Annotated in this window: 11 protein-coding genes; 3 read left to right on the forward strand and 8 right to left on the reverse strand. The window is 60.8% G+C overall.

The features are described from left to right. Positions 1 to 133: 133 nt before the first annotated feature. Positions 134 to 1,927 carry an alkaline phosphatase family protein gene (locus VIW95_RS06165; RefSeq protein WP_331584556.1) on the forward strand — a complete coding sequence of 598 codons (1,794 nt, stop codon included), beginning with the start codon at positions 134 to 136 and terminating at the stop codon, positions 1,925 to 1,927. Between the two features lie 143 nt (positions 1,928 to 2,070). Here the strand turns inward: VIW95_RS06165 and VIW95_RS06170 are convergent, their stop codons facing one another. The 4 genes from VIW95_RS06170 to VIW95_RS06185 all read right to left on the reverse strand — a co-directional run bounded on the left by VIW95_RS06170 (position 2,071) and on the right by VIW95_RS06185 (position 7,095). After that, positions 2,071 to 3,174: a hypothetical protein gene (locus VIW95_RS06170; protein ID WP_331584557.1), complete on the reverse strand. Its 1,104-nt coding sequence runs from the start codon at positions 3,172 to 3,174 to the stop codon at positions 2,071 to 2,073. A gap of 145 nt (positions 3,175 to 3,319) precedes the next feature. Next, complete coding sequence (locus VIW95_RS06175) at positions 3,320 to 4,621, reverse strand: DUF1501 domain-containing protein (RefSeq protein WP_331584558.1); 1,302 nt, start codon at positions 4,619 to 4,621, stop codon at positions 3,320 to 3,322. Positions 4,622 to 4,630: 9 nt separating this feature from the next. Further along, positions 4,631 to 6,313 (reverse strand): DUF1800 domain-containing protein, encoded by a 1,683-nt coding sequence (locus VIW95_RS06180; RefSeq protein ID WP_331584559.1) that lies wholly within the window; start codon positions 6,311 to 6,313, stop codon positions 4,631 to 4,633. A gap of 335 nt (positions 6,314 to 6,648) precedes the next feature. Continuing rightward, positions 6,649 to 7,095 carry a DUF721 domain-containing protein gene (locus VIW95_RS06185; RefSeq protein WP_331584560.1) on the reverse strand — a complete coding sequence of 149 codons (447 nt, stop codon included), beginning with the start codon at positions 7,093 to 7,095 and terminating at the stop codon, positions 6,649 to 6,651. A gap of 404 nt (positions 7,096 to 7,499) precedes the next feature. Between VIW95_RS06185 and VIW95_RS06190 the strand changes: the two genes are divergently transcribed. Then, positions 7,500 to 10,286: a vitamin B12-dependent ribonucleotide reductase gene (locus VIW95_RS06190; protein ID WP_331584561.1), complete on the forward strand. Its 2,787-nt coding sequence runs from the start codon at positions 7,500 to 7,502 to the stop codon at positions 10,284 to 10,286. A gap of 415 nt (positions 10,287 to 10,701) precedes the next feature. Here the strand turns inward: VIW95_RS06190 and VIW95_RS06195 are convergent, their stop codons facing one another. Next, positions 10,702 to 10,899 (reverse strand): hypothetical protein, encoded by a 198-nt coding sequence (locus VIW95_RS06195; protein WP_331584562.1) that lies wholly within the window; start codon positions 10,897 to 10,899, stop codon positions 10,702 to 10,704. A 119-nt stretch (positions 10,900 to 11,018) separates the two neighbouring features. Between VIW95_RS06195 and VIW95_RS06200 the strand changes: the two genes are divergently transcribed. Continuing rightward, positions 11,019 to 11,489, forward strand: coding sequence for an SRPBCC domain-containing protein (locus tag VIW95_RS06200; RefSeq protein ID WP_331584563.1), 471 nt, complete (start codon positions 11,019 to 11,021; stop codon positions 11,487 to 11,489). A gap of 7 nt (positions 11,490 to 11,496) precedes the next feature. Here the strand turns inward: VIW95_RS06200 and VIW95_RS06205 are convergent, their stop codons facing one another. The 3 genes from VIW95_RS06205 to VIW95_RS06215 are packed head-to-tail and all read right to left on the reverse strand — an operon-like array spanning position 11,497 to position 13,878. Continuing rightward, positions 11,497 to 11,892 (reverse strand): nitroreductase family deazaflavin-dependent oxidoreductase, encoded by a 396-nt coding sequence (locus VIW95_RS06205; protein WP_331584565.1) that lies wholly within the window; start codon positions 11,890 to 11,892, stop codon positions 11,497 to 11,499. Positions 11,893 to 11,894: 2 nt separating this feature from the next. Next, on the reverse strand, positions 11,895 to 12,428 hold the full coding sequence (locus tag VIW95_RS06210; RefSeq protein WP_331584566.1) for a GNAT family protein: 534 nt from the start codon (positions 12,426 to 12,428) through the stop codon (positions 11,895 to 11,897). A 40-nt stretch (positions 12,429 to 12,468) separates the two neighbouring features. Then, the gene (locus tag VIW95_RS06215; protein WP_331584567.1) at positions 12,469 to 13,878 is read right to left on the reverse strand and encodes a tetratricopeptide repeat protein; all 1,410 of its coding nucleotides are present in this window, start codon (positions 13,876 to 13,878) and stop codon (positions 12,469 to 12,471) included. Between the last annotated feature and the right edge of the window lie 99 nt (positions 13,879 to 13,977).

Here is a 13,977-nt window from a genome sequence, read left to right on the forward strand (position 1 = left end):
GCACTATGTGTCAGTCACATTTCACGAGCAGGAATTTTAAGACTGCTTAACGACGCGGTCATCGGCGCATGCGATCGCGTCCGCTAAATCCTCCCGATCATCACATCCTAATTTTCGCGGAGGAAGTACCACGGTGAAACAGAGAAGACCAATCAACAAAAGACGGCTACCGAGCCTGATCGCTGGCGCATTCCTGCTGGCGACGGCGTCGGGCTCCGGCGTGCTCGCCGATCCCCACGGCAATGGCGGTGGCGACGATGGTGACCAAAACCGCATCCAGCATGTGTTGCTGCTCAGCATCGACGGGATGCATGCGCTGGATTTTCTCAACTGCTCAGCCAACGGCACCTGTCCGAATCTTGCGGCGCTTGGAAACCATGGCGTCAATTACCTGAACACTTCGACCTCGAAGCCGTCGGATTCATTTCCCGGGCTGATGGCGCTGATGACTGGCGGATCGCCGCGCACGATGGGCGTCAACTACGACGTTGCGTACGACCGCGCGCTCAATCCTCCTATGGCCGACACCGGCAACGGGTTGTTGGGCAGCGGCGCTTGCACGCCAGGAACCCCGTCCGGTACGAGCACCGAATTCGACGAAGGCATCAACATCAACAATATGCCGGGGGTCGGCTCTCAAGAGGATCTCAACGGTGGCGCGCCGAGCGGCGACGGCGGGATCAACTCGATCGATCCGACGCGGCTGGAACGTGACGCGAAATGCAATCCGGTCTATCCGTGGAACTTTGTCCGGGTCAATACGATTTTCGGAGTTATCCACGGCGCGAGAGGTTACACGGCCTGGTCTGACAAGCATCCCTCGTATTCTTCCGTGGGCGGCCCGACCGGTTCCGCGACTGACACCAATGTCGACGACTACTACGCGCCGGAAATTAACTCGAATTCCGCGAACTACCTGAACCCTGTGACCGGTGCGTTCCCGGCGCTGATTCCCCCCGGTTGCAAACCGCTGCCGGACCAATTCGCCGCAACCGCTGACGATGACTACACCGGGAGCTTCCTGAACATCCAGTGCTATGACGGCCTCAAGGTGAATGCGATCCTCAACGAGATTGATGGCAAGAACCACGACGGCACCGCCAAAACCCAAGTGCCGAACATCTTCGGCATGAACTTCCAGGCGGTGAGCATCGGGCAGAAGTTGATCTATCAGCACAATGGTGGGACCCCGCCTATCCCTGGGCTTTACAGCACCAGGGGCGGTTACACTGATTCGATCGGCACGCCCAGTCCTTCTCTGCTTCAGGAGATCGAGTTTGTCGATCGCTCGATTGGCGCGATGGTGAGCGAACTCACGAAGCAACACATGCTCGACTCGACGCTGATCATCGTCACCGCCAAGCACGGCCAGTCGCCGGTCGATAGCAGCCGCTATCAAGCGAACGGTTCTCCCAACGATCCGGTCTCGATCCTGAGCGCGTGCATCCCGGATTCCGAGCTGAACCAGATCGGACCGACAGAGGATGACGTTTCGCTGATCTGGCTCAAAAATACCTGCGACGTTGCGACTGAGGTGGGCGTGCTCGAGACCGTGTCTCCCGCGCTTCCGTTGTCGATGAATATCGCGGGCATCGGCGAGATTTTCTCGGGACCCTCGATTGGCTTGTACTACAATGCCGGAGATTCGCGCGCGCCGGATATCCTGATTACTCCGAACATCGGCGTGACCTATTCGAACAGCGGAAAGAAGCTCGCGGAACACGGCGGCTTCGCACACGACGACGTCAACGTCATGATGCTGCTGTCGAATCCGTCATTCCATTCCGCGACCGTATCGAGCCCGGTCGAGACCGCGCAGGTTGCACCGACGATCCTTACGGCGCTGGGACTGGATCCGAACGACTTGCAGGCGGTTCAGCACGAGGGGACGCAGGTGCTGCCCGGGTTGCCGATGGGCGGCCATTAGAATGCATAGCGGCAGCTCGGATCCTCACCCCCTGAGATCCGGGACTGTCTAACGCAGGGCGGGCGGGACTGCTCATCACGGTCGCGCCCGCCCTCATATTCAGAAGCTGATAACTGACATCGCTACCGCGAGATTCGATGCGCTCACTTCGCGCATTTCGGAATCTCCGGCACACTTATCTTTCCGATACTCGATGGAATGAACGCCATGCCGCCGGGATTGCCAAGGCCAGTGATTATCGGCGTGCTCACGCCCGTGCTGAAATCCGTCCGCCCGACGAAACCGAAAGTTCCTGTGTTATCCTGGAAGGCGGTGTATGCAGCCCCGATGAAGAAGTAGGAGGTCGTGATCTTGTAGACCGTCTGCAGACCCTTGTCCGCAAAAATTATGAATCCTGCGTTCGCGGTGGCAAACGCCGTGTCGTCAGCCATCAGGCCCGCAAATGTATCCGCCCCTGTCGGGTAAGTGAGCGGCACGACAAACGCGCTCTGGCACGATTGTCCGGGAAACTGCACCACGATTTCCTCGCCGTCACCCTGCGAATCGAGGATCAGCTCGCCGAATGGATCGAGGATCATCGAATCGGGATCCTGCAGGTTGAGCGTGACCGTCGCGCCCGTGAGAACGTTGGTCGCCGAGGCATTGCCCGCCAGCACGGGAGCCACGTCGAGTTTCTTGCCATCGAGATCAACGCTGACGATTGCCGGCTCCGTGTTCGGATTGTTCGCCGGATTCGACGCGCTGACGAAAGTCGCGCCCTTGGTGAAGACCACATCGTCGTAGCCGCCGCCATGAGGGGCGGGTGACGGAAATTGCGTCACGGTCTGCCCGCCATGCTTGAGGTCGATGACCACCAGGTTGGCATTCGCGTCCTCGTTCTGAAGCGCCCACAAATTACCGTCCGCCGGATTGATTCGCAGGCCGTCATTGTGCCCGACGACCGTAAACTTCGTGACCACTGTGCCGGTCATGTCGTATTCGACGATCGTGCTCATCGCGCCTCCAGAGCCGTCGGGCGCGCCGCCATTGCCATAGCCTATGAAGATATCGGTCGCGTTGAACGTGACCGAATCCGGATCGCTGTAACCGCTTTCGCTTTGCGCAAAGGTGCTCAGCACGTAGGGAGGCGACACCACCGGCCCCACGATTACTCCCGCGCCCGACGTACCCGCCGCCGCCGTTGAGGCTCCGATCATCAGCCCAAGATAGAGCGCGCCTGTGAACCTCGAAACTATTCTCGATTTCATTTGATCTCCTTCCGCCGGAAAAATCTCGGCAGTCGAAAATCAAACCGCACGCGACGACATTCGCGCGAGCAGGCCCGCGTTAAATCTGAAAAAACTTGGGATTAAATCTCGCTACCCCGGCGAAAACCGGCCCGGCGTACCGCCATCACGCCTTGATCAAGCCGTCGACGTTGCCGCTCGAGCGCGGACGGCCGGGGAATACTCGATCGAGCTGCGCGTCGGTGAATTGCATGTGCGAGCGCAGGACCGTCGCGATTGGCTCGCGGAAATCGGTCGTCACAGCGAGATCGCGCTCCTGGTAGAGGCTCGCGGTCGATAGCCCCGGCCATTTGCCGTAAACCTTGCCGCCCTTCACCGGGCCGCCCATAACCCACATCACGTTGCCGTGTCCGTGATCGGTTCCGCCGTTGCCGTTCTCATGCATCGTGCGGCCGAACTCCGAAATCACGAGGATGACGGTGTCCTGGTAGTTCGGGCCGAGCGACTTGGCGAGGCTCGCGAGCCCCTCGCCTAGCGGTTTCAGATGTCCTGCGAGCTGCCCTTGGGCCGCGCCTTCGCTGACGTGCGTATCCCATCCGCCGAGCGCCATGAAGGCGACGCGAATCGTGGGATCGCGTCCAATCAGCCGCGCCAGGCGGTCGGTGTCGTCGGAGAATCCTTGCGGTGACGGCGCGCCGGCGTTGGCTTCCGTCATATCCTGGGTCAGTTCGCCGATCAGCCGCATGCGTGCCTGGCGTCCGTCGCGATACGCGCGGCTGATCGAATCGTTGCCGACGTACATCTTGTCGAACGCCGCTTCTATCACCGGCCGGTCCATCGGCATCGGCCGCTCCGCCGCGCGCCCGAGTGCGATATTCGCGACCGGCACCTTGCCACTGAGAATCCGCGGCACCGTCGGCCCGAGACTCAACGCCTCGGTCGGGCCATGTGTCCCAGGAATCGCGGCGAGCGACCGATTCAGCCATCCGTCCTGCGTTGTTCTGACGCCGGGGGTCCCGCTCTCCATGAAATCCTGCGCGTCGAAATGCGAGCGCGTCGGGTCGGGCGAGCCGCACGCATGCACGAATGCGAGCGTACCGTCGCGCCATTGGGTCTGCATCGGCGCGAGCGCGGGATGCAATCCGAAATGTCCGTCGAGATCGATGAGCCCGTCGCTGGCGCCGATACGTCCGATCGCGATCGTCGGGCGCGCATCGTAGTACGCCGGCTCGCCATGCGGCACGACCACGTTGAGTCCGTCAACCGCGCCGCGCAGGAACACCACGATCAACCGGCGCTTGCTGTCGGTCTCGAGCGAGCGCGCGGCCCACGCATGCGGGCTGAGCAGCACGATTCCCGAGGCCGACAGCACGGCAGCGCGCCGCAAAAATGCGCGCCGGCTAAGAGCAGTCGCCGGGCGAGGATTGCAGGCTATGCACGCATTAGTGTTCTGAAAATTTTGCTTCATCTAAATTTCTCAGCGCTTCATGAACTCGGGACTGCCAAGAATCAGCGGCGCGCGAAGATTGGTCGGCGACGCCTCGACCGCGTTGGCCGTCGCTGGTGAAAAATAATCGCCGAGCGTCGCCGCAAGCTGCACGGGATCGGGCGGCGTCATCTTCGGTCCGTGCGGCGCGGGATCGAAATTGATATTCACTTTGCCGCCGCCCTTGCGCGGCACCGCCGGAGGCTCGGGACGCGGCGCGGCGCCTGCGTCTTCTTCGAACGGCGGATTTTCCAGCGGCAGATTTCCCGAGCCGAGCGCAGTCGCGAAACTGAGCCGCGTCATCATCGCGTCGGGATTGAGCCACGCGTCCTGGGTGTTGGCGTAGCCGTTGGGCGTCTGACAGGCGTAGAGCGGCATGCCGAGAATCTGCATCGTGCCGTACAGCGGCCGGTAGTTGCGAATCGGCACGCCGGTCGCGCGCACGCACGAAACCACGTATTCATAAGGCGTTTTGAATTTGGCGCCGTAGTTGCGCGGGTCCCAGAATTCCGCGCTGGTGAACATCGTCTCGAGCACCGCACGAGTCTCGCCGTCGGTCGCGAGGTAACGCTGCGCCATCCGCTCGACCAGCGCCTTGGGTGGATCGTCGGCGACGAAATATTGCGCCAACTTGAAACTCAGATGTTTCGCGGTGGCGGGGCTGCGCGCCAGGATGTCCAGCGCATGCTCGCCCTCGTCGATCCCGCCGCCTTCGATCTGATGGCCGAGAAGAGTTTTGTTGGAAAAATCGTGACGCGATTCGTCAAAATAGAATCCGCTCGGATCGACCGCCGCAATTCCCGGACGCATTAAGTTCTGCCGGCGACGCATGAATGGAAACATTCCCGCCATCTCCGCACCCGGCATACCAGCGGCGCCAGGCCTGCGATTCGTGCCTCCACCACCGCCGCCTGCGGGCTTGGGGAGTCCCCATCCGGTCAGAATATGCGCGAGCGCGATTACGTCGGCCTGCGAGTAGCCGCCGTTCACGCCGAGCGTGTGCAGCTCCATGAGCTCGCGCGCGTAGTTCTCGTTGATCCCTTCGAACTTGCCCTTCGAGCCGGGACTGCCGGGATTAGTGTTCTGCCAGTTGTCGAGATAGAACATCATCGCCGGATGATGCGCGGTCGCGCCGAGCAGCGTGCGGAACTTGCCGAAGGTATGCGGCCGAATCGCGGTCTCCTCGAACGCACCGGTCCAGATCAGGTCGAGGCCTTTGCCGGCGAAAACGTTGAAGTGATTGAACCAGAACGCGGTCATCACTTCCTGCAACTGCCGCGGACCCTCGATTGCGCGCATCATCCGCGCCTCGACCGCCTCGCGCATCACGACTCTCTGCTGGATTCGCGCATCCTTGGTCGCGTCCTTGATCGACGTCTTGTCAATCGACGCCTTGTCGCCGCCCGCGTCGGACTTGGCGTCCTTGCGCGCGAGATTGATCGGCCGCTGATACTCGATGAACAGCGCGATCGGATTCATGTGCAGCGTGTGTAGGTCGTTGACGCGCCGGGACAGGTCGCCGGGAATGGAAATCGACTCCGGATGCAATTGTTCCTGCACATAGCGTTCAGGTCCAATTGCGCTGACGTGCTCGAATTCGCCGGGCCGCGGCCCGAACGCGAGCCGATTGAGCACGTGCAGAATCCGGTCTTGTTTAGATTCTTCGCCGACCACGACAGATCTCTTGTTTAGATAGTACGAACGCGCATAGCAGAGGATTCACAGTATTATGACGTAGACGGGGCTGTTCCCGTTTACCGATCAAAGAGAAGAACAAGGAATTCGGACCCTCACCCGCCGCGCGCGGACGCGCGTCGGCCTCTCCCTGATGGGAGAGAGGCTAGGAAGGATCCGGGATTCTTCGCTTCGCTCAAGAATGACACCAGAAAAAGAACCTGAGAGCAAAGGGCGTCTTCGCCATTTTGCGACTAGTACTGGGTGCAGGGGGCACCCCTGCCGAAGGAAGTGTGAAACCCATCGCGGGTTTCACATTCAATTAAGTGATTTGTTTACCTCGACGCGCGACCCCAGGCCTCGATCAGGCGCTCGAACGCCTTGCGCAACTCGGGATCTTTCAGTTCCGGCAGCTCGATTGATTTTCGCGTTGCGCGCGGCACCGTGCGCAATTTCGGGCGCTCTCGCCGGCTCAAGCGCCCTTGCACGAAGCGCAGTTCGCGCACCACGTCGTCGCCGATTTGATTCGTCACGCGCGCGAGGATCTGCGACTTCATGAGATTCAGTTCTTGTATCCACATCGCTCCCGAAACTTTGATGACCGCGGTGTGGAATTTCAGCGACACGATTTCCGTGCGACGCGCGATCGTCTCGCCGACGATCTCAGGCCATGCTTTCGCGAGGCGCACGATCGCGAAATGACCTTCGCGGTCGATGCGATCGAGCAGCGGCTGCATCGCGGCGCCGATCTGTTCCGGAGCCTTGTGGCGTCGAGTAGGCATCGAGCGGTCCACGATAGCGCCGCCGTCGTCGGACGCATACCGATTGTATGGTTCTCGACTTTTGCCGAGCTTAAACCGGTCGCAATTATCTATTAGCGCAACTGATTTGAACTCATCGGTCAGTCACAATTTTTAATACGAGCGAACATTTACCAAAAGTTATCAACAACCTAATATATGGGTTGTGCACACCTTGTCCTACACTACCTGTAGGGGGTCGGGGCTTGACAGACCGCGCTAGCCGCGCGCATATTGTCGCCCACGACGCACTTGGTGACTCTAGATTACGTCGAAGCCATCCAAACCGCGGCGACGGAGACTAGTGAAACTAAATGTGGGCTTAACGCGCATGTAACTGAGGTGGGGAGGATGCGGTGATGGGTGGGGGAGCGATAGATTTTGAGATGGATTCCAAGTCAAAACTGACCGATCGTGCACCGGCCTCCAATGCGGTTACGGTTAATTCTGCGGCGCCCGGCCGCGGCATCGTGCTCGAGCGATTTTTCACGACCGCCGGCGTCGATCCATATTCGCAGGTCGAATGGGATCTCCGAAGCGCGGTTATCTCTGGCGAAGACGGGCGCGTGGTCTTCGAGCAAAAAGACGTCGAAGTGCCGCGAGCATGGTCGCAGACGGCGACCAACGTCGTCGTGTCGAAATATTTCCGCGGACCGCTCGGCACACCGCGGCGCGAGAACAGCGTCCGTCAACTGATCTCGCGCGTGGTCGATACCATCAGCGGATGGGGTGACAAGCAGGGCTACTTCGCCGACGCCGACGCGCGCGACACTTTCCACGCCGAGCTCAAGTTCCTGCTGCTCAACCAGAAGGCGTCGTTCAACAGCCCGGTCTATTTCAACGTCGGCATCGAGGCCAAGCCGCAGTGCTCCGCATGCTTCATTCTCAAGGTCGAGGACAGCATGGACTCGATCCTGAGCTGGTACCGCAACGAAGGGATGATCTTCAAAGGCGGCTCCGGCGCCGGCGTGAACCTGTCGGCACTGCGCGGATGCCGCGAGAAACTTTCGTCGGGCGGCACGGCGTCGGGACCGTTGTCGTTCATGAAGGCAGCGGACGCGAGCGCCGGCGTGATCAAGTCGGGCGGCAAGACCCGGCGGGCGGCCAAGATGGTTGTGCTTAACGCCGACCATCCCGACATCGTCGATTTCATCAAGTGCAAAGTCGAAGAGGAGCGCAAGGCGTGGGCGCTGATCGAGGCCGGCTACGACTCCTCCCTCGACGGTCCCGCTTACCGCTCCGTGTTTTTCCAGAACGCGAACAACTCGGTGCGCGCCACCGACGGTTTCATGCAGGCGGTGCTGGACGACGCCGATTGGCAGACGCACTTCGTCAAGTCGAGCGAGGTCGCCGAGACTCGTCCCGCGCGCAAGATACTCCACCTGATCGCCGAGGCCGCGCACGCATGCGGTGACCCCGGCATGCAGTTCGATACCACGATCAACCTCTGGCACACCTGCCCAGCGAGCGGGCGCATCAACGCGTCGAATCCGTGCAGCGAGTACATGCATCTGGACAACTCGGCCTGCAATCTCGCGTCGCTCAACCTGATGAAGTTCATCGACGAGCGCGGCGAATTCGACGTGCGCGCGTTCCGCCACGCAGTGGACATTCTGATCACGGCGCAGGATATCGTCGTTGATAATTCCTCGTACCCGACCGACGAGATCGCCAAGAACGCCAGCGCGTTTCGCGAGCTCGGGCTGGGCTATGCAAATCTCGGCGCGCTGCTGATGGCGCTTGGGATGCCCTACGACTCCGACCAGGGCCGCAGCTACGCCGCCGCGATCACCGCGCTGATGACGGGCGAGGCGTATCTGCAGTCGGCGCGCATGGCGGAGCAGATGGGACCGTTCGCCGGCTACGCGCCTAATCGCGAGCCGATGCTGAAAGTGATCGAGCGCCACAAGGCCGCCGCCTATAAGCAACTCGATCCTTCGCACGTTCCGCTCGACCTGCTGCGTGCCGCGCGCGAATCGTGGGACGACGCGCTCAAGGTCGGCACCGCGGCCGGTTACCGCAACTCGCAGGCGACCGTCATCGCGCCGACCGGCACCATCGCGTTCATGATGGATTGCGACACCACCGGCATCGAGCCCGACATCGCGCTGATCAAGTACAAGAAGCTGGTCGGCGGCGGGATGCTGAAAATTGTCAACGGCACGGTCCCGCGCGCGCTCAAGCGCTTGGGCTATGACTCGAAGGAAGTGCAGGAAATCGTCGAGTACCTGGACGAGAACGAGACGATCGAAGGCGCGCCGCAGTTGGCCGACGCACATCTCGCGGTTTTCGATTGCGCGTTCAAGCCGCGCGCCGGCGCCCGCACGATTCACTACAACGGGCACATCAAAATGATGGGTGCGGTGCAGCCGTTCATCTCGGGCGCGATTTCCAAGACGATTAACATGCCGGCGGAAGCGACGGTGGACGAAGTGGCCGAGGCGTACGTTACCGCGTGGAAGCTCGGGCTCAAGGCGGTCGCAATTTACCGCGACGGATCGAAGCGCACCCAGCCGCTCAACACCGGCAAGACTGAGAAGGCGGTCGAGACCGTAACTGCGGCCGTGATCGCGTCAACTGACGATCGGATGCAGCGGCGCAAGCTGCCCGACGAGCGCAAATCGATCACGCACAAATTCGATATCGCGGGCCACGAGGGCTACATCACCGTCGGCATGTACGAGGACGGCACGCCGGGCGAAATTTTCGTCACGATGTCCAAGCAGGGTTCGACTATCTCGGGACTGATGGACTCGTTTGCGACGGCGATTTCGTTCGCGCTGCAGTATGGGGTTCCGCTGCAATTCCTGGTGGACAAATTTTCGCACATGCGCTTCGAGCCCTCGGGCTTCAGCAAGAATCCGCAGATTCCGTACGCCAAGTCGATCGTCGACTACCTGTTCCGCTGGATGGCGTCGAAGTTCCTCGACGAAGAAGCAAAGCGCGAAGTCGGAATCATCGAAACCGAAAAGAGCCTGACCGCAAAATCGGATGTAGCGCACGTAACGATGGCTCCAGTAGCCAGCTTGCGCGACGGCAAGGACGGCGGCATCCGGCAGGCGTTCATCAACCAGGCCGACGCGCCGCCGTGTCCTGACTGCGGCAGCATAATGGTGCGCAACGGCGCCTGCTACAAATGCATGAACTGCGGCACTACGAGTGGGTGCTCGTAAGAAAGCGTTTCAAGGGTCCCGGGGAATGTGGGGAGGCGGTTTTCGAAGAGAACTGGCGATGATGAGGTGGATGCGGACGCGGATTTTGCCATTTGCGGCGCAGAAAGTTTCAGCCAGTCTTCGGAGAAAATGGGGATGACGAATTCTCCGGGACCCACTTACTAAAGCAGGCGCGACAAGACTCGCGCCCTGACGGTATGTGGTGGGGCGGCGGATGTGGTGACGGCAGGGGGCTGGGAGCAATCCCAGCCCCCAAATTTCTTTCTGGAGTATCCGCCGCCGTTCCGTTCCGGCCGCTGCAGCCTCCAGAAAACCTCTCCCGTGAAAATAACGGGCGAGGTATTGGAGGCCTCGACGGCCGGACGGAGTGGGCGAGGGATCAAGAGCCAAGCAGCGCGAAGAAAATGCGGGCGAATCAGAGCGGAAATCTGTTCGGGCGGTAGGGGACCTGGTCGAGGGTCGAGAAACCGGTCGGACGCGTCGGTCTGTGGCCGAGCAGATGCTCGTTGCGATCCAGGAATTCGACCAGCGCTCGCTTGACGTAGTAATTCCTCTTGTGCCCCGTTTCGAGCGCGAGGTTTTCAAGGCGCTGTTTCGCTTCCTTTTTCGTCATTTGAGCGGCGATCATAGTGCGGGCGCGTTCGAGTGCGAAGTTCTGAAAGCCTGCTTTTGTGGATAAACCGACCGATCTGTGGATAAAAGAAATGCTCAATCAAAGGAGCAAGCAGCGCGATGAAATGGCCGCCTGGATTCGAACCTGACAACTCTTCTGTATACGCGCGCAACGAGATTGCGATTGATGCGCCGCCGGAGCGCATCTGGCGCTGGCTCATTCGAGCGGCAAAATGGCCCGAATGGTACAACAACAGCGCCAACGTGAATTTTCTTCGCGGCAATCCGCCGGACCTGGCGCCTGACACTGAATTCAATTGGAAGACCTTTGGCGCGACAGTTACCAGCCGCGTGATCGCTTTCGAACCGTCGCATGAACTCGGATGGGACGCGCGCGGCGTACTGCGCGCCTATCACGGCTGGCTGATCGAAGCTGATGGCAGCGGCGGATGCCGGGTCGTCACCGAGGAATGCCAGAACGGGCTCGTGCCGAAGCTCGCGTGGTGGTATCTGCGTCCGATGCTCGAGCGCGGGCATCAGAATTGGGTCGAGAGCCTGAAGCGCGTAGCCGAAGGCGGCGAGCCGTCGTAGGCAGTGGCTATTCGTCAGCCAGGATCACTTCGAAGGCGGCGGTATTGTCGCGCACCATTCCCATCGACATTAGAAACTGACCCATCCGCAGCATCGGAGCGACGTACCAGTACTTGCGCATGGTCAGGCCGTTGACCTTGTCGCGTTCCTGCTTGTCGGTAATCGCGCGAACGTTGCCGTTGAAGACTTCGTTGCCGACCCGAAGCGAGATGGCGGGGCGCGCCTTCACATTGCGCACCCAGTTGCGCGCGGCATTCGCCGAGACGAGGTAGAGCCCATCTTGATCGACCAGGTACCAGATAGTCACTTCGTAGGGGCGGCCGCTTTTGCGTCCATAGTGAGTAAGACTGAGGGTCTGCCGGTCTCCGATTTTTTTTAGCCGTTCCAAAGATTTCGATGCCATCGTCATGCACCTCGAGTTCGGTCGTAATCTTCTCTCAGCAGCGCCATCAAATGAACGTCGCGGTACTTTCCGTCCACGAAACTCTCCTGCCGCAGCAGTCCCTCGCGGACGAATCCGCATTTTCCGTAGCAGCGGACCGCGCGAAGATTGTCGGCGAGGGTGGTCAGCCACAAGCGATTCAGGTTCATTTTGTCGAACGCCAGGCGAATCACTACTCTGAGCGCGTCGGTGCCAAAGCCCTTGTCCCAGCACTGTTTCTCGCCGATCGTGATGAAGAACTCGGCCTTGCGGCTCTTCCAGTCGATAAATCTGATTCCGGTGTCGCCGATCAGCTTTCCGTCGAGCGTTTCGATCGCGAAATATTTCGCGTCGTCGCCGGATGCTTGCGCCAACTCGATGAATTTTTCCTGCTGCGCGCGCGACGGGAAATTGGGCGGCCCCAGCCATCGGGTGACCTCCTCGTCGGAGAACCAGCGGAGCAGCGCGTCGGCGTCGGATTTTTCGTAAGCGCGCAGCTTGACCAGCTTTCCCTGCATCTGGCTTCTCCGTCGCGCGACTGGCTATTCGCTCAATTAGCTATTGAGTAATCGTTTCCATCACGCTGCCGCTCGCGCCGTCGACGATATTGACTTCGACCGGCGATGAAATGTTGTTGTCTTTCTTGGCGCTGTCGATTCCCGCCTTCAGATCGGTCAGGAACTTGGCCTTCGCAAACGGGGGCATTTGATCCATCGGAAAGCTGTCCATCAGGACCTTGGCCTTGAGCTTGTCGGGCCACTCGACGGAGGTGACCTTGGGTCCGGCGACAGGCAGGCCCCGCACCATCGTTTCGACCGCGTCGTGAAAGTCGTCTTCGCTGGGCGTTGATGCAGCCGCGGGCGACGCAGATGATTTCGCCGCAATCGCTGCCGACGCCGCCGGAGAGCTCGCCGCCGCTGGACTCTTCGCGGCTACTGCTGCGGCCGGCGTTGCGGAGATCTTCGCCGCTGCCAGCGTCTTCGCCGCTGCCGGCGTCTTCGCCGACGCGGCTTGCATAGACGCGCTCGCCGCGGGCGCGCCGCTGAGTTTCGCCATCAGGGCTTTCACCTGATCGCGCGCCGTGTCGTCCGGCGCCAGCGCAATCGCCTGCTTGAGCGTGGCGGCCGCGTCGTCCGGCTTGTTCATCTGCGCATACGCGATTCCCATGTTGTAGTACGCCTGGAAAAATCCGGGCTTCGCTGCGATTGCTTTCTTGTATTGCACAACCGCCTGATCGGCGTTGCCGGTGTAGAGATACATCGTGCCGAGGTCGGTGCGAACTTCGGGATCGTCCGGCTTCTTTTTCAGGTAATGCTCGTACGCGGCGATCGCTTCATCATAGTGCTGCTTGTCGTAGTCGATATCGCCGATACCGCGCAGCGCGTCGAGGTTGTCGGGCTCGAGCTTCAGCACGTGGCCGTACGCGTCCTCGGCCTTGCCGTAGTAGGTTTGATCGAACATCGCCGCGCGCATCGAGACTGCGCCGAATTTGTTCCACGCCGTGACGTCTTTGGGTTTCGCGATCGCGTCACGTTCAATCTTATCGACAAAACTGCGAGCCTCGGTCGGCAGCTCGATCGTCGGATGTCCCGCCGGCAGACTCCCGCCCTGACTTCCACCCGCCGCCGGATTCGCCGGAACATTCTGCTGCGGCGCGGCCGCGCCCGGATTCAAGGCGGGAGCTCCTGAGGGGACCGTGGCGCCCGGCGGCACGCTTGCGATTTGCTCGCGCACCACTTCGGGCGTCTTCATCATGATCCACGCAGCAACCCCCAGACCCACCAGCGTGATCGTGACGAACACGAACACGAACGCCGTCGTTATATTGTTGCGACCGCCGCGTGCAGGGGCCCTCGCCGTGCCTGCATCTCCCGCGCCAGGCGCTGCGACGTCCAGCGCGCGTCCGCATTCCACGCAGAATTTTGCCCCGGCCAGCAGGGGCGCGCCGCATTGCGGACAAAATCGCATGGCAGATTCCTACACGACCGCTTCGATGGAGCGCAACACGCCGCGGAATTCGGGTTCTCGCTTTCAGGGCGCCTGTTGTATAGTCCCGCCCGAAGTCTA

It is taken from the genome of Binatus sp. (SeqCode), assembly GCF_036522015.1.
Taxonomy (GTDB): Bacteria; Desulfobacterota; Binatia; order Binatales; family Binataceae; genus Binatus.

Bases quoted from the DNA above. Each gene is read 5' to 3' on its own strand.
- VIW95_RS06170 (WP_331584557.1), bottom strand. From the start codon at position 3,174: ATGAAATCGAGAATAGTTTCGAGGTTCACAGGCGCGCTCTATCTTGGG.
- VIW95_RS06175 (WP_331584558.1), bottom strand. From the start codon at position 4,621: ATGAAGCAAAATTTTCAGAACACTAATGCGTGCATAGCCTGCAATCCT.
- VIW95_RS06185 (WP_331584560.1), bottom strand. From the start codon at position 7,095: ATGCCTACTCGACGCCACAAGGCTCCGGAACAGATCGGCGCCGCGATG.
- VIW95_RS06190 (WP_331584561.1), top strand. From the start codon at position 7,500: ATGGATTCCAAGTCAAAACTGACCGATCGTGCACCGGCCTCCAATGCG.
- VIW95_RS06195 (WP_331584562.1), bottom strand. From the start codon at position 10,899: ATGACGAAAAAGGAAGCGAAACAGCGCCTTGAAAACCTCGCGCTCGAA.
- VIW95_RS06200 (WP_331584563.1), top strand. From the start codon at position 11,019: ATGAAATGGCCGCCTGGATTCGAACCTGACAACTCTTCTGTATACGCG.
- VIW95_RS06205 (WP_331584565.1), bottom strand. From the start codon at position 11,892: ATGGCATCGAAATCTTTGGAACGGCTAAAAAAAATCGGAGACCGGCAG.
- VIW95_RS06210 (WP_331584566.1), bottom strand. From the start codon at position 12,428: ATGCAGGGAAAGCTGGTCAAGCTGCGCGCTTACGAAAAATCCGACGCC.
- VIW95_RS06215 (WP_331584567.1), bottom strand. From the start codon at position 13,878: ATGCGATTTTGTCCGCAATGCGGCGCGCCCCTGCTGGCCGGGGCAAAA.